This is a genomic window from Limosilactobacillus sp. (assembly GCF_051873075.1).
GTDB lineage: Bacteria > Bacillota > Bacilli > Lactobacillales > Lactobacillaceae > Limosilactobacillus.
Window position 1 is genome coordinate 1 of record NZ_JBJEEM010000034.1, and the last position, 14,150, is coordinate 14,150.

General features: G+C 48.3%; 18 protein-coding genes. All 18 read left to right on the plus strand.

Annotated features, from left to right (window positions below):
• Positions 1-132 precede the first annotated feature (132 nt).
• Positions 133-3,897: a hypothetical protein gene (locus ACI31J_RS03895; RefSeq protein ID WP_439773142.1), complete on the plus strand. Its 3,765-nt coding sequence runs from the start codon at positions 133-135 to the stop codon at positions 3,895-3,897.
• Positions 3,884-4,099, plus strand: coding sequence for a hypothetical protein (locus ACI31J_RS03900; RefSeq protein ID WP_439773125.1), 216 nt, complete (start codon positions 3,884-3,886; stop codon positions 4,097-4,099). The genes ACI31J_RS03895 and ACI31J_RS03900 overlap by 14 nt, the downstream gene beginning before the upstream one ends.
• A 47-nt stretch (positions 4,100-4,146) precedes the next feature.
• The gene (locus tag ACI31J_RS03905) at positions 4,147-4,407 is read left to right on the plus strand and encodes a hypothetical protein (RefSeq protein ID WP_439773126.1); all 261 of its coding nucleotides are present in this window, start codon (positions 4,147-4,149) and stop codon (positions 4,405-4,407) included.
• Between the two features lie 12 nt (positions 4,408-4,419).
• On the plus strand, positions 4,420-5,538 hold the full coding sequence (locus ACI31J_RS03910; protein ID WP_439773127.1) for an SGNH/GDSL hydrolase family protein: 1,119 nt from the start codon (positions 4,420-4,422) through the stop codon (positions 5,536-5,538).
• Between the two features lie 13 nt (positions 5,539-5,551).
• Complete coding sequence (locus ACI31J_RS03915) at positions 5,552-6,658, plus strand: hypothetical protein (protein WP_439773128.1); 1,107 nt, start codon at positions 5,552-5,554, stop codon at positions 6,656-6,658.
• A gap of 12 nt (positions 6,659-6,670) precedes the next feature.
• The gene (locus ACI31J_RS03920) at positions 6,671-7,222 is read left to right on the plus strand and encodes a hypothetical protein (RefSeq protein WP_439773129.1); all 552 of its coding nucleotides are present in this window, start codon (positions 6,671-6,673) and stop codon (positions 7,220-7,222) included.
• Positions 7,215-7,349, plus strand: a complete 135-nt coding sequence (locus ACI31J_RS03925) for an XkdX family protein (protein WP_439773130.1) — start codon at positions 7,215-7,217, stop codon at positions 7,347-7,349. The genes ACI31J_RS03920 and ACI31J_RS03925 overlap by 8 nt, the downstream gene beginning before the upstream one ends.
• Before the next feature lie 34 nt (positions 7,350-7,383).
• Positions 7,384-7,965, plus strand: coding sequence for a hypothetical protein (locus tag ACI31J_RS03930; RefSeq protein WP_439773131.1), 582 nt, complete (start codon positions 7,384-7,386; stop codon positions 7,963-7,965).
• Positions 7,966-8,016: 51 nt separating this feature from the next.
• Positions 8,017-8,319 carry a hypothetical protein gene (locus tag ACI31J_RS03935; RefSeq protein ID WP_439773132.1) on the plus strand — a complete coding sequence of 101 codons (303 nt, stop codon included), beginning with the start codon at positions 8,017-8,019 and terminating at the stop codon, positions 8,317-8,319.
• Positions 8,306-8,926 carry a phage holin, LLH family gene (locus ACI31J_RS03940; protein WP_439773133.1) on the plus strand — a complete coding sequence of 207 codons (621 nt, stop codon included), beginning with the start codon at positions 8,306-8,308 and terminating at the stop codon, positions 8,924-8,926. Before ACI31J_RS03935 ends, ACI31J_RS03940 begins: the two co-directional genes overlap by 14 nt.
• Positions 8,913-10,070 (plus strand): GH25 family lysozyme, encoded by a 1,158-nt coding sequence (locus ACI31J_RS03945; protein ID WP_439773134.1) that lies wholly within the window; start codon positions 8,913-8,915, stop codon positions 10,068-10,070. Before ACI31J_RS03940 ends, ACI31J_RS03945 begins: the two co-directional genes overlap by 14 nt.
• Positions 10,071-10,081: 11 nt before the next feature.
• Positions 10,082-11,074, plus strand: a complete 993-nt coding sequence (locus ACI31J_RS03950) for a hypothetical protein (RefSeq protein ID WP_439773135.1) — start codon at positions 10,082-10,084, stop codon at positions 11,072-11,074.
• A 4-nt stretch (positions 11,075-11,078) separates the two neighbouring features.
• Positions 11,079-11,576, plus strand: a complete 498-nt coding sequence (locus ACI31J_RS03955) for a pyocin knob domain-containing protein (protein ID WP_439773136.1) — start codon at positions 11,079-11,081, stop codon at positions 11,574-11,576.
• The gene (locus tag ACI31J_RS03960) at positions 11,566-12,117 is read left to right on the plus strand and encodes a hypothetical protein (RefSeq protein ID WP_439773137.1); all 552 of its coding nucleotides are present in this window, start codon (positions 11,566-11,568) and stop codon (positions 12,115-12,117) included. Before ACI31J_RS03955 ends, ACI31J_RS03960 begins: the two co-directional genes overlap by 11 nt.
• Before the next feature lie 45 nt (positions 12,118-12,162).
• Positions 12,163-12,726, plus strand: coding sequence for a hypothetical protein (locus ACI31J_RS03965; RefSeq protein WP_439773138.1), 564 nt, complete (start codon positions 12,163-12,165; stop codon positions 12,724-12,726).
• A gap of 46 nt (positions 12,727-12,772) precedes the next feature.
• Positions 12,773-13,252: a hypothetical protein gene (locus ACI31J_RS03970; protein ID WP_439773139.1), complete on the plus strand. Its 480-nt coding sequence runs from the start codon at positions 12,773-12,775 to the stop codon at positions 13,250-13,252.
• Between the two features lie 264 nt (positions 13,253-13,516).
• On the plus strand, positions 13,517-13,768 hold the full coding sequence (locus tag ACI31J_RS03975) for a hypothetical protein (protein ID WP_439773140.1): 252 nt from the start codon (positions 13,517-13,519) through the stop codon (positions 13,766-13,768).
• Positions 13,768-13,956, plus strand: a complete 189-nt coding sequence (locus tag ACI31J_RS03980) for a hypothetical protein (RefSeq protein WP_439773141.1) — start codon at positions 13,768-13,770, stop codon at positions 13,954-13,956. The genes ACI31J_RS03975 and ACI31J_RS03980 overlap by 1 nt, the downstream gene beginning before the upstream one ends.
• Positions 13,957-14,150 lie beyond the last annotated feature (194 nt).

Sequence of the window (14,150 nt, forward strand, 5' to 3'; positions counted from 1 at the left end):
GATCGCGTCAAGAAGGAAGTTGATTCGGCAACGGCTGAAATCCCAGCGGTAGTGTCACAGGCTAACGCGGCGGCAAGTGCGGCAGATTCGGCGGTTGCGGCAAGCAAGGTTAACAGCGACGCTATCAAGGCTATGCAATCGGCGGCCAGTGAAGCACAATCAGGTGCGGCACAAGCCCTGTCAGACGCACAGACGGCGATCAAAAACGTTGCCAGTGACGCTCAGACTATTCGTCAGCATATAGCCGACGTTGAAAGCGAAGTCAGTGCCGATCAGCAGGCCAATTCGTCTGCGGCTCAACAGCTACGAGATGATTTGTCGACTGCCAAGCAGAGCATTGCAACAGCCAACGACAATCTCACCAAGGCCCAGTCAGCAATTGATGATACCAAGAAGGCCATTGCATCTAATGCGGCTGCTATCCAATCGGCAGTGGCCCAGCACAAGAAAGACATCACGGCCGCTCAAGCGGCTAATGCCCAGACAGCTAGTGAGCTGGCCTCCTACACCAAACAGGCACAGGAACAGGGCAAGACGATCGCTGACTTGCAGAAGGGCCAGGATAGCGTCACATCAACTATCGCTGACATTAAAGGGAACGTAACCCAGGTTCAACAGTCGGTGACTACTTTGCAGGGCGCCTTGAAAGACACCAACGGTAACGTAGACGTCGTGAAGGCCCAAGCGGATAGCTTACAGTCTACGCTGACTGACTATCAGAAGAACGTCGCTTCGCTGTCGGCAACTGCTAAATCGCTGACGGCTTCTATGAAGGACGCTCAAGAGCGACTATCAACGGTTGAGCAGACAGCTAGTGAGCAGTCTACGACGATCAGCGACTTGCAGGGTGATTTCACCCAAGTTAAGCAAGAAGCCGATAAGCTGACCACTACACTGAAGGACGCTCAAGGTGACATCGCCCAGACACAGGCAACCGCTAAGAGCCTGTCGACACAGATCGAATCAGCTCAGGGTGACATTGCCAGCTTGCAGACAACAGCAACGAGCCTTAATGCTTCGTTTTCCGACCACAGCAAGCGAATCGCAAGCATTGAAGCTCGTGCCGACAAGCTGGAATCCGACATGAAAGACGCCCAGGGTAACATTACCGCTGTTACGCAGACGGCTAGTGCGGCTGGGGTAGCTGCTAGTGACGCTAAGTCCAACGCGGCAATGGCTATTGTAACGGCAAGCGGTGCGGTTGCGGCGGCTAAAGATGCGCAAGGCGATGCGGCAGAAGCTAAGGTAACCGCCAGTGGAGCAAGCGTAGTCGCAAGCGATGCTAAGTCGGACGTGATCAGTGTCCAAACCACTGCTAGTGAAGCCAAGCTGATCGCTACTAATGCTAGCTCGCAGGCTATGAAGGCAACCGCTACTGCCAGTGGAATGACGATCACCATCTCTGGTGTGGAAAGCACCGCTAATGACGCGGCAAGCCAAGCTAGTGCGGCTGGAGTAGCTGCTAAAAACGCACAGACAAGCGCAGATAAAGCTGGTACTGCCGCCGGTAATGCTCAATCGACAGCTAACGCGGCACAAAACACTGCTAACCAAGCCAATAGCGTCGCCAGTAAGGCGCAAGCTACTGCTGACAACAACGCTAAGTCAATCACGACCGTGCAGGCAAATGTCACCGCAACGCAGAAGGAGCTATCCGGCAAGGTCGATGAGTCCACGCTAGACGCTACTAATCAGCGCTTGGATAACGTCAGCGCACAACTCAAAGTCACCGCTGGAGAGGTAAGTTCCAAGGCGGAACAGACAACCGTCACGGGACTTACTAACATTGTTAACAACATCAAAGACGCAACCGGTTGGAAAACTGTCACAGGCGCGTTTGACGCTAACAATTACAAGACTACCCAGCAGATCTTCTACCGGGACACACAGGCCAAGAACGCCCCTGATCCTGGCTGGTTCTTCTTTACCGTAGATGCTCCTAATGCTGATCGAATAACCCAGACAGTGATCAAGGATAACACTGGAGTAACGTGGACCCGGTTGTGGAATAGTACGGCGTGGACCAGCTGGGTTAAGCAAGCAACGGCCAATGACGTCAACAATGTCCAGGCACAGGTCATCAAGCAAAGCACCGAGATCAGCAACAACACCAAACTGATTAACCTGGCGGCCAAGCAGACGACCGTTGATACGATTACCAATGAAGTGAAGCAGCAACAAGCTCAGCAGAAGATCTTCACCGACCAGATCCAGTCGAAGGTTACGTCTTCCGATGTGAAAGGCATGCTTGCTGATGGTAAGTATGCTACTCAGAGTTACACTCAAACGCTGGTGAATCAAGCGGCCGACACTTGGAATCTTAATATCACTGAGCTACGGAATAAGGCCAATGCCGATCACCAGTCCGACATAACGCGAATGACTAACTTGCAGGCTTCAATCGATGGTTTGCAAGGGGTCGTTAAAAACAAGGCTGACCTGTCGAAAGTCACTCAGCTGGCAGATACCTATCAGGTCAAGCTGACGGGTAACCTTTTAGCGAACTTGGATAAGAAGGCGCAGAAGTACACGGTCGGGGTTAACACGTTCTTTACGTTTGCCCCGGTCGATGTAACGAAGGTCACCAAAGGCACCGTGCTTACATTGTCTTTCGATTACACATCTGACGCAGACTGTACCTTTGTCCCGCAATTAGATGGCGCGCCTTGGATTCCGTGGGGCGACATCAAGAGCGCTCCAGTTGCGGTTAAGGCCAATGTGCCTGGCCACTATGTCAAGCAGATCACGGTTGCCGATGATTCGTGGACGAAGGGTACAGCGAAAAACATCGCGATCCGGATCGACAACTTCGGTGGCACTTTCACCGTGTCCAACCTGACGTTGCGGTCTGGCGACAACGTTGCCAGTACCTTCGATATGCTCCAGTACGACATGGATCTGCGTGTGCAGAAGGGCGACCTGCTCAGCCAGATTAACATCGAAGCAGGGCGGACACTTCTCCAATCAAAGAAGATTTTCATGGACGCTGATACGGTGGTGATGGGACCGAATACGAAGGCCTTCATACCTAGTGCGGCAATCATCAACCTGGACGTGGCAAAGCTTAACGCCGGAACGGTCAATACCGATCGAATCCATATCGGTGACAATTCCGTCTACTTAAGCGTGAAGAATAACTTCCTGCGGCTAGACGGCTCGAACACGAAGGCAAAATACCAATTGCGCCTGACTGGTAACGACATCGAGTTTGCTGATAGTGGCTCGTCTAATTGGGCATACCGGATTCAGCATGGGATTACTAAGTACCAGACTGATGAAGACGGTCTGGACTTTGACGTGTCTAACAAGCGTGGTGGTGCTAACCACACTGTCATGTCAGTATCTGACGCTGGCGTCATGATTTCACCGTCGCTTTTCTTCCAGACGAACGGAATTGATTCGCCTAACTGGATGGGGTTCACTCGTAACACGGAAGACGGGAACACGTCAGTGTCATTCCATACCTGGAACGACGAAAACGAAGGCTTCCATGTCGACTGTGGTGCCCGATTCCTCAACTATGTCTACATCAACGGGTACGCCCGTGCCCAAGGTTGGCTGACCAACTCAACCCTGTCAAAGAAGACCAACATCCACAAGCTCGACAATCAAGTGGCACTGGATAAGATTCGGCAGGATGACCAGTACCTCTACGAGTACAAGCGCAACGTAGCTAAGGGTATCTACGATCCACAGGCTAGTTTCATTATTGATGATGTCAATAATGTATCGCAGTACTCAGTACCGCGCGAATTCATCGACCAGACTGGTAACTACCGTGAGCCTAACGTGGAACTTGCTTACCTGGTCGCCGCTTTCCAAGCCCTGGATAAGCAAGTGCAACAGCAACAAGAATTAATCAAAAAATTGGAGGCAAAATTAAATGCAGAATCTTAGTGCAAATTCAAACGATGTAATCGAGATCTTACTCGATCGCTTGAAGGAACAAGAAAGAAACAGTGCTATCTTGCAAGTTAACCTGCAAAAACTGCTTAAAAAAGAGACGGATTTGCAAACTCAAATTGCCAGTCTCAAAGCTAAGCTCCCAGCATCGGAGCAAGGTCAAGAAAACGCCGAAGACCCACAAGCTGCTAAGTAGCTGCGGGTCTTTTTAGTACACTCAATCAATTATAGGAGGAATAAATCATGGATATGGAAGTACGGGACTTTAACTATCATTTTGAAAACGGCGCCGCTGACTACGCACAGATCACTCTGTATAGCGACGTAAACGGGGACGGCGAATTTATCAACTCAACTATCCGGGTCAACAAGGCCGACGTCACCGGTGGTAACTTGCTTCAAGCCTCAATGCAAGATGTAATCACGATCGCACGGAAGAAGCTGGCTGACTACACTGCTATCAAGCAAGCACAAGCAACCACTAATGACGATCAACAGGCATAGCGAGGTGGTCTTATGACCAAACTAATTGCGTTTGGTGATTCGATCTTCGCCGGGTGGAACGGTAAGAGCCAAGACAGCAATGACCAACGGATCCCGGAGCTGATTGGTAAAGCAATGGGGTGGGAGATCACCAACACCGCCATCTCTGGAGCTAAGTTTGACGATAGCGATAAGGGGTTTCCAAGCATGGCCAAGACCCACAGTGCGGCTGGCTATGACTACGCTCTGGTCTGCTACGGTGTCAACGACTGGTGCTTTCCAAGTGGGAGTATCGATTACCCGCTTCGCAAAGCCAAAGAAGGTATCGAAACACTGAAAGGCCAGAACCCCAGCATCAAGATTCTATTGGAGCTACCGACCGAGGACTTCCGAAACGGTAGTACCACACTTTTCGACTTCAACTCACAAGGCTGGACGCAGAACCAACTTGATGACGGCCTTATTGGGGTAGCTAACCAAGAGGGGATCGACTACTATGATTGGCGTCCTGATCCGCTGATCACGTATGACAACGCCAGTGAGCTGTTGGGTGACGGCAACACCGGTGTACACCCGACGCCTGCTACTAGCCAGAAGATTGCCGATCGGTTAGTGATGAAGTTCAAGGAGATGATGAGCGACAACCAGCCAACAACACCTCCTCAGCCAACAAATCCAACACAGCCGACGACGCCGATTGACCCTGACAAGCCAGTTGCTCCGGTGGCTCAGATCAAGATTGATCGTCTTGATGATATGTTCCACGTTGGTGACAACGTTGATAAGGGTGCTAAGGCAACACTGACGAAGATCAACGAAGTCTATCAGAAGCTCTCGCAGGTCTTCGGTAGTGACCCGCAACAGGCTGGCCAAGCACTTGTCAGTCCTGGTAATCCGCTTGAGAGACCACTGCGGACTTACGTCTTGAAGACTTTCCAGTTGCTTCAAGAGGAAGTCAACCAGCTGGTTCGCCTATGCAATGACCAGTACCTGGTTGACCCTGACACAGGCGACAAGACGCCCACACTGTCATTGCTACGGCCAACTAAGTTGAAACTGGATAGTCATTATATAGACACAGTGAACTACAACTATTACTTGATCGAGCAAACGATCAATAAGTTAATTGACTACATCAATCAATACGTATAAAGGAGGAGATCGAATGGCGGATGAAGTAGATATGAACGGAAAATTCTACAAGATCAACACCATCATTAACGGGTCGTCAGACAGCTATCTGGTTCCAGGACTGAATGGCCGACAGGGTGACGATGGCCGGCGAGTGTATCTGCAATTTTTTGACGGCAACGTCACCCACGATCTGACGGGCGAAAAGGTCGAATTGCAAGGTAAAGACGCCAAGGGCGTCACTAAGACGAGCGTATCACTGGAGCATGTGTACTCAGCTAAGGCCGGGACGTGCTCCTTTTTGATCCCGGGCGCTTTTTACCAGGCAGCTGGCCCTTACCAGACAGCTTATTTTGTGATCAAGAAGGCCGACACTGACCAAGCAGTCTCAACTATTCCAGTTAAAATGAACGTCATGGAAAACGCTGTTTTCATGACGACGGGGGAATCGCAAACTTGGTTTGATGAGTATAACGGCCAGCTCAAGATATATGCTGATATGCTCAAAGACTGGTTGAATGATTCCGGATCACAGATCAAGGCCAACCAAGCATCGATTAACGCTGCCCAGACCGCGATCAGTGATATGTTTAAGCAGATCCAGGATAACCACCTGGCTAAGACAACTGACAGCAATACCTGGACTGCTGCAAACCACTTTACTGGCTTGACAACAATCGATAATCTGAGTAGCCCAGCGTTGGACAAGCAAATGTCGAATATGCAGAACCAGTTCAGCCAGCTCAGCAACTCAATCAGCAAGTCATTAGGCGCCGGGTTGCCGAAGTACACCGATTTCTGGTCCCGTGACTACACGTGGGGGCCGAACCTCAGTAAGCCTAATAACGGCAACGACTTCGCACTTTCACGTTTCACCCTTGCTAACAACATGGCGATTATCTGGGGGCGTGGTGATGTCAAGGTCAACCACAACGGCGGTGACAGTTTCTGGGAAAGTACGCTGACAATCCCTTGGCAAGTCAACTCGGCCAGCTTCTTCATTTCTGATTGGCACACCTACAAGGGTTACCTCAAGGCATACCACCCAGCTAGCAACAACACCACAGTGGCACTTAGTTGCAGCGGGAACAATTTCTCCAATGAAACTATTCCAGTTAACTTGCTAATCATTACACAGTAAGGAGGTTAGAAAATGAGCGATCGAATCTATGTACGTACTTGGGACCCGGAGACGAAGCTTTACAACGGTGGCCACTATGAAGATCCCGACTACAAGCTGAAAGATAACGAAACCACCGAGATTATCCCGGACGGGTTGCGTCCACCTTACAAGTGGAACGGCCATGCCTTTGAGGGATCATCACTGGAAGAGTTCGAGAAGGCTTTCCCACTTCCTGACGAACTGAAGGAAGCCAACAAAGCTCAGGCAGCCAAGCAGGACGCCCAGGACCAGCTTAACGCCGACCTGATGAAGCAGATCGCACAGCTCAAAGTGTCTAATGCAACGGCCACCCAACAGGTTGCGGTGCTTCAGCAGCAGAACAGTGTCCAAGCCCAGGTCAACGCTGGACTGATGAAGGATAGCGCAATGCTGAAGGTGCAGCTTGCTAAGATGGCTAAACCTACAACACCAGCTACTAGCGCACAGCCGACCAGTGCTAGTGAACCAACTTCGCCAAGTGAGCCAGCCTCACAGCCCACGTCACCGAGTGAACCAACGGAAGGAGTAAGTAAGAATGTTTGATCTATACAAGAGCTATTATGAGCAGGGCCTCTTCACTAAGGACGACCTTGACCTGTTCGTCGAAGCCAAGATGCTAACGGCAGACCAAGAAGCACAGATCCTCACACCAGCTACACAAGCGGTATAATTAATTCATCAAGTAAAAAGGTGGATTAATCGTGATGGTCGAAGCCATTAGTAGCGGGCTAATAGCGGGCCTTGTCGCCGCAATGGTCAACATTCTAGTAACCCGTTGGAACAACAAGACTCAGAAGGAGACGAAAAAGATGGAGATTTCTGAAAAGCAAAAAGAAATTGCTCTGGATTGGACGAGTGAGCTTATGAAGTACGTAAGCGAGTTCCTCGAATGCTGCTTCAAGTTAAATATTGCTAACACGGAGAATAAGAAATTGCATTCGGAAATGCAAGGCCTGAATGGTGAGCTAAAGGACAAGCTTCAAACTGATATTTCCGAAATTGACACGTCTGAACTCAGTAAGATGCAACAAACCGTTAATGATGCTAAACAAAGGCTTAACAAGCAAACTGAAAAATTAGAGAACAGTTTTACCAAGCTGAATCAACTTCAAGTGCTTATTCGGTTGTGTCTCTATGAGGATAACATTTATTCAGCGGACATCCTGGAATGCTTAAGAACGATCCTTAAAGAAGGCGAAGATATGAATCGTGTTTCTCCGGAAAGTGAGGACGCGCTAGTAGAAGCTACTAAAGAGTACATTCGACATTCATGGGAAAAGCAATAATGGCTGGCGTCCTTCGGGGCGTTTTTATTTTGAAAAAATGGAGGTGTGAATGTGCATCATGAATTTTTAGGCCTAGCAATCGATGAATGGGGATCGGTTGTTGCAATTTTAGGAGGGCTTGGTGGTGTTGTGGGCTTAATCATCAAAATGACTTCGGTTATGAACAAGCTTCAAAACTCAATTGACACGCTTAATGCAACTTTACATGGACTGGTCAATGATAACCGTGTGCTTACAGGTCGAGTCGATGGCCTGGAAGATAAGCTAGAAGTCCACATTGGTGAAGCGAAGGTACGCAACCAGCGGATCACGGCGCTGGAGAAGGAGGTTTTCAATCATCATGAAGACAATTAATGACATTATCAACTGGATCGTTCAATCAGGCCTGCTTGTGTGGGCCTTTTATTTTGCCCTCGCAATTGGCAAACCATTTGTCGAGAGCAAAGCTAAGCACGCCAAGACGGCACAGCAACGTGAGGCATGGGAATTGTTGGAACAAGTAGCCATGACGACCGTCAATGCTCTGGTCAGTTCCGACAAGACGGGCCAGCAGAAGTTCGACCAGGCTTCCACACAGGTCGCTACCTACCTGTCTGATCGTGGGATCCACATCGATATGAAAGATGTCCAAACCGCTGTCCAGGCCGCTTACGAGAAGTCTGACTTGACCAGCAAGACTGAGTCTGTCATGGAAGTAACTCCAAACGGCGTTACCACTAAGATCGGCCCAGCTAAGGGCAAACCAACTATCGATAATAAGTCCATCGTGGGAGTAAGTGCGCAAAACATTCCTACTGGTCGGATCAACACCAAGGATATGCCGGGTGCGGAGGCCGTAGCTACCAAGCCTTACAATGCCGACAACGCAAAGCAGTCCAAGGGCATTCCGATGGACAACCTGAAAGACGTCGCCGTACAAGCACCGCAACAGAAGGAGGGTGCTACTAATGCCGAAAACTAAGACGGGTTGGCAAAAGGAGAAAGACGGCTACATCTACTACGAGGCAGATGGCACCGTTATGAAGGGGCGCCAGTACCGAGAGCTTCCGAAGATCAACACCGAGAAAGAGTGGTATCTGACCGAAGACGGCAAGCTTCTGACCGGTGTTCAGCAGTGGAAGGGCGCTTACTGGTTCTTCAACGCTGATGGTACCTTGCACAAGAAGCGTGATTACGTGCAATCGCAATGGGGCCAGTGGTACATGATCGGTGACAACGGCCAAGTGCTGTCAGGCGTGCAGAAGTGGCAAGGGTCATACTGGTACTTTGAGCCAAGTACGTACTTGAAAGCTGATCACCAGGAGTACATTCAATCCCAGTGGGGTACCTGGTACATGGTTGGCAAGGACGGCCGCTTGATGTCCGGCCTGGTCGATTGGCAAGGCAGTAAGTACTACTTCGACCCGACAACCTATCTGAAGGTAACAAACACCGATGTTGTGGTTGATGGTGTCACTTACCACGCTGACCAGACGGGGATCCTGTCGGTAGCCCAGGCAGCTAAGTCTTACGGTGGCGATTACTCGAAGTACCAGCCTAACCTGTATAACAATACGGGGCAGGACAGCTTCGCCGTTAGTCAGATTGGTGGCTCAGTAAACGGGTATATCTACGAGCAGGGCACCTACGCCTCACACGCTCAGCAGGCTAAGGCTAAAGGCTGGCGCTTCCACACTTATATCTGGATGCAAACTGGTAGCAACCAAGCGCAAACTCAAGCCATGCTGAACTACTTCTTGCCGCGAATTCAAGGCAACAAGGGCTCAATCGTAGCCCTGGACTATGAGGCAGGGGCTAGTGGCAATATTGAAGCCAACACGGACAACATTCTTGTTGGTATGCGGCAAATCAAGGCGGCTGGTTACACGCCAGTTCTGTACTCTTACAAGCCGTATCTCTTATCCCACGTTGACATTGGCCGTGTGCTTGCCGAGTTCCCTAATTCGATCTGGGTTGCGGGCTATCAGAACGGCTTGAGCACTATGCCAAACTACGCCGCTTTTCCAAGTATGGACGGCGTGGCTATGTGGCAATATAGCGATTACGGTGGTCAGCAAGACCTTAACGTCGACCTGACTGGAATCACTTGGAATGGTTATAGATAGGAGGCGATTTAATGCCACAGCAAGATCGAAGCGTGGAAGTCGCTGGTGACACCTTTAAGCATCTTGAAACGACCAAGACGATCGTCATGCGCTTCCGAAACTCCGACGGTACATCTTATGCTACACCAACGGTTGGACACACTTACGTGGCCAAGGTCGCCAACAAATCCGGCTACATCGGCGATTACCCGGTTACTCTTAGTGGAAGCCAAGTTAGCATATCAACGGCTGACCTAACCAAGCTTGTCCCCGATGATTACTCACTAGAAGTGTGGGAGAGCTACACGGACAATGAGGGCAAACTTCAGACAACGATCTATCCTTCGCCCGGTACCCGGGTATATTTCCAGATTGAATCCAACATTGCTGACACGGCTGGTGAACTGATCAAGCAAATCAACATTCAGGACGTTGTCAACGGAGCGGTTATCGCCGCCGGCAAGAATGTTGTGGTTGATTCGACGGTTACACTTGCACCTGGCTCACAAGCTTCTGTCACTGAGACCTACAAAGACGGCAAGAACCATTTCAACTTCTCAATCCCACGAGGGGATCCAGGAAAAGACGGTAATGACGGCATTTCACCGACAATCAAGGTAGGTAAGGTCACAACCGGTACACCAGATCAGTCTGTAAGCTTCACCAATAGCGGTGATGAGCATAATGCCGTGTTTGATGTCGTGATTCCACAAGGCGAAAAAGGTAAAAAGGGTGACACCCCAACCTTTGAACCAGGAACGGTTACCAAACTAGCCGCTGATGCTACGCCTACGGTCACACTGACTAAGACAACAACCGGGTATAAGATCAACTTGGGTATTCCACAAGGCAAGGATGGTTATACGCCTAAAAGGGGCACAGATTACTGGACAACCGACGATCAATCCACGATCAGCTCGTGGATCACCAGTGCGGTGAAGTCCAGCATAGATAGCATGACGCAAGATGTACTAGCTAAGACTAAGCAGTACGTTGACGATGACATTCTGAATGGAAAGTGGTGATTAGATGAGCTTGAAAAATGAAATGACGGGATTAATGAGCGCGGTAAGAGCGTTTAGCAGCGACAGCGACGATGCTCAATTGTCAATCGACGATGCAACGTCAGTCTTACGTGCTTTCAAGATGCTAACCGGCGATCCTTTTACCATCTCCGTGACTAAAAAACAAATTTTGGACGCCAATAATCTCAAACAGTCGGGTGTCTTTTTTATTTCTGTAAATGATCAAGGAGAAGACATTGGATCGGTAGAGACGACTAAAAAATATCATTATCCAACGAATGGCTACTGGTGGTGGCTAATCAACATATCTAATAATGCAAGCGCTGTGCGTCGAAGCATTCAGATAGCAATAACAGATCAAAATCCCAAGATATATGTGCGCGCCATCGTGAATGGTGGAGCAGAGCAATGGACCAAATTAGGGGGGGTAATTAAGCCCACCCTATCAGCATTTAAGAGGCATTTTCTATCTCTGATGGGAGGTGTTGCATATGTCGCTTAAAGATCTTTTGACAGCCCACGCCGATAATTTTCGACAAAAGACGGGTGTGACTAACAAATTGACAATCGCTGAAATGACTAGGCTAATCGGTGATTTATCGTGGAACAAGCAAAATATGCTGATAGGAACTAGCGACGAGTATAGAAAAACGACTGGTAGTGGTTGGATGACTGTAACTTCCGCTAATACTACCTACACTTCACTTACTAACAATCATGCTGGAGACCGTTATACTTATGCAGCTACAATAACTAATCTGTCTAATGTACCGGTTAGGTTAGTCCTGTATAGCTATGCAGGCGACACTAAAAATCTAGTATTCTTAGGCCCTGCTATTCCGGCAAATTCTAAAGATGTCAAAACGTATATTACACTAACTACGATCAGTAGCACAAACCGTTTGCGTTACAACGTTGAATCAATCGATGGTAAAGCCCCCGAAGGGACTACTATCCAGATTAAAGATGAACGCCTGTACCCTGGCACCGAGCCCGGCGTATGGACTCCGAACCCCGCCGACAAAGTGGGGGGGGGTAACTGACCCCGTCCTACCGGCGTTTGTTGCACCTCGATTGGAGGTGGCAGCATGAGCTTAAACGATACAATGACCAATCTGATGAACGCTGTACGAACTGTGCTGGGTAGTCAAAATAAGATTAGTATTACTGACGCAACAAGAGAATTAAATGGTTTTGCTAAAACTTCTAACTATTTAATAGCTATGCCTACTCTTTCTTCCGGTAATACTGTAAGCACTCCAGAAGGCAATTCGCAAACTATTACCGTAGACGGCACTAATGGTTACTTTGAAATAGGGATAAAAAACGATAAATATTTTTCTGCTTCTAAAGGATCAAGAGTTAGGCAATCAGTATTGTTAAGGTCTAGCTATGAATTGAACACATTTACAATTAGTTTTTTTACTGTTTCGAGCAGTGGTGTATCTGCGCATCATATAGTACCAATGACTATTAGTAAACTAGGGGATAAATTTTATAAATTATCTGCAGACTATACGGTTACTGAAGACGCGCGTATTAGGTTATTAGATTTCTATAATGACAGCGCTCATGCCTTTATTCCAAAAGAAAAAATTACCTTTACGTTTAGCCAGCCTTTTGTTGGAGTTGTTTCTCAAGTGGGGGGGTAGCTAAGGCCCTTCTATCCGCCTTGCTCCCTGTTAGGGGGTGTGCGGCATGACACTATCACAATCGTTAACTAACCTTGGGAATTCCGTCAGAGCCGAGAAGCTTCTCTCAGAAAAACTTACGATCGACGAGATGGTTGATTTACTATCTGCCGGGAGTGATTTGGTACAAGGGCTTGGCAACGGGATATTTATAGAAGAAGCATCTATTAGCAAAGCTGACGACGGATTTGAACTAGCTAGTTTCTCGGGCAAAGGGCTTGGACGAATAGCGATTCCTTTTAAAGACAACCAACCGATTGGGAGAACGGTTGCGGTTTACTTTCAGGCAAAAGCTGTTTCTGGAGATTCAGTCACAGTATCTGTTGGCCCGGTAAGCGCGGGGAAATCGACTGTTAAGGTCAAAAGTAGCAGTATGCAAGGATACTTCACTACCATTAAATTTACGGCGAACAACAGTTTATCATTGATGCTCCCTGACCACGCTTCGATATTGGCAAAGGACCTACGAGCGTGGTACATTTCATAACACAAAAATAAAACGAGGAGGTGAGTCCTCCTCTCAAGTTAACGCATGAACGACTGTTGCAGATCTTGCAATGGTCGTTCTTTTTTGCGTTATAATGATGTCGACATTAAAATTCTTCTTTTTCCCGGTATTGCAGGGGCATGCAATGCTGGGCTTTTTATTTTGCGTTAAAAGTATTCTATTTGATATAAAAGTATTGCATTTAATACTAAAAGTGGTATTATAAAGGTGTTGAGAGATAAGGATAAAAAGGAGATCATCAAAATGGAATTCACTATCTATGAAGGCACTAAGGCAACTATCGAAGGTGGTCAATTTACTTTCGCTTGCAACAGCCTGGATGACATTGACACTGCTTACGATGCGCTTGCTACATACATTCACTTGGACAACCAGGATCAGGATGATAATCAAGACCTGATCGATTTCCAAAACGCCAAGGACGATGACGTCGAAACCCTGCTGAATGACATGCAAAGGATGGGCTTCATCGGCGATTGGGAAGTGGAAGCCTAATGAATGAGTTCGAAAAGGCCAAGGCTTACATCACTGACAAAAACAACAGCTTGAAGGGGACAAGCGCGAAGGTAGACATCTCACTCCCCAGATTGAAAGCTTATCGGGCCGACCCAGAGAAGCTGAGAACGGCTGCTTGGATTCGCGTTCATGAGCTGGCAAAACTGTACGATGAAAAAGATATATAATAGAAGAAACGGCACCTCAATCAAGAGATGCCGTTTTGCGTTGAGAGGGGAACTAAAGGGGGAAATACCATATAGTTTGCTGATATATTGCTGACGTATTCAATGCAGATATTGTCATTCCTCCAGCGGCGTTTATACATTACTGACGTATTTAAGATACATTAAAAAGATCGATCATTATTTTGTGGACGAAT

Bases quoted from the DNA above. Each gene is read 5' to 3' on its own strand.
- ACI31J_RS03920 (WP_439773129.1), top strand. From the start codon at position 6,671: ATGAGCGATCGAATCTATGTACGTACTTGGGACCCGGAGACGAAGCTT.
- ACI31J_RS03980 (WP_439773141.1), top strand. From the start codon at position 13,768: ATGAATGAGTTCGAAAAGGCCAAGGCTTACATCACTGACAAAAACAAC.
- ACI31J_RS03940 (WP_439773133.1), top strand. From the start codon at position 8,306: ATGAAGACAATTAATGACATTATCAACTGGATCGTTCAATCAGGCCTG.
- ACI31J_RS03950 (WP_439773135.1), top strand. From the start codon at position 10,082: ATGCCACAGCAAGATCGAAGCGTGGAAGTCGCTGGTGACACCTTTAAG.
- ACI31J_RS03905 (WP_439773126.1), top strand. From the start codon at position 4,147: ATGGATATGGAAGTACGGGACTTTAACTATCATTTTGAAAACGGCGCC.
- ACI31J_RS03915 (WP_439773128.1), top strand. From the start codon at position 5,552: ATGGCGGATGAAGTAGATATGAACGGAAAATTCTACAAGATCAACACC.
- ACI31J_RS03895 (WP_439773142.1), top strand. From the start codon at position 133: ATGCAATCGGCGGCCAGTGAAGCACAATCAGGTGCGGCACAAGCCCTG.
- ACI31J_RS03955 (WP_439773136.1), top strand. From the start codon at position 11,079: ATGAGCTTGAAAAATGAAATGACGGGATTAATGAGCGCGGTAAGAGCG.
- ACI31J_RS03960 (WP_439773137.1), top strand. From the start codon at position 11,566: ATGTCGCTTAAAGATCTTTTGACAGCCCACGCCGATAATTTTCGACAA.
- ACI31J_RS03925 (WP_439773130.1), top strand. From the start codon at position 7,215: ATGTTTGATCTATACAAGAGCTATTATGAGCAGGGCCTCTTCACTAAG.
- ACI31J_RS03965 (WP_439773138.1), top strand. From the start codon at position 12,163: ATGAGCTTAAACGATACAATGACCAATCTGATGAACGCTGTACGAACT.
- ACI31J_RS03945 (WP_439773134.1), top strand. From the start codon at position 8,913: ATGCCGAAAACTAAGACGGGTTGGCAAAAGGAGAAAGACGGCTACATC.
- ACI31J_RS03975 (WP_439773140.1), top strand. From the start codon at position 13,517: ATGGAATTCACTATCTATGAAGGCACTAAGGCAACTATCGAAGGTGGT.
- ACI31J_RS03910 (WP_439773127.1), top strand. From the start codon at position 4,420: ATGACCAAACTAATTGCGTTTGGTGATTCGATCTTCGCCGGGTGGAAC.
- ACI31J_RS03930 (WP_439773131.1), top strand. From the start codon at position 7,384: ATGGTCGAAGCCATTAGTAGCGGGCTAATAGCGGGCCTTGTCGCCGCA.
- ACI31J_RS03970 (WP_439773139.1), top strand. From the start codon at position 12,773: ATGACACTATCACAATCGTTAACTAACCTTGGGAATTCCGTCAGAGCC.
- ACI31J_RS03900 (WP_439773125.1), top strand. From the start codon at position 3,884: ATGCAGAATCTTAGTGCAAATTCAAACGATGTAATCGAGATCTTACTC.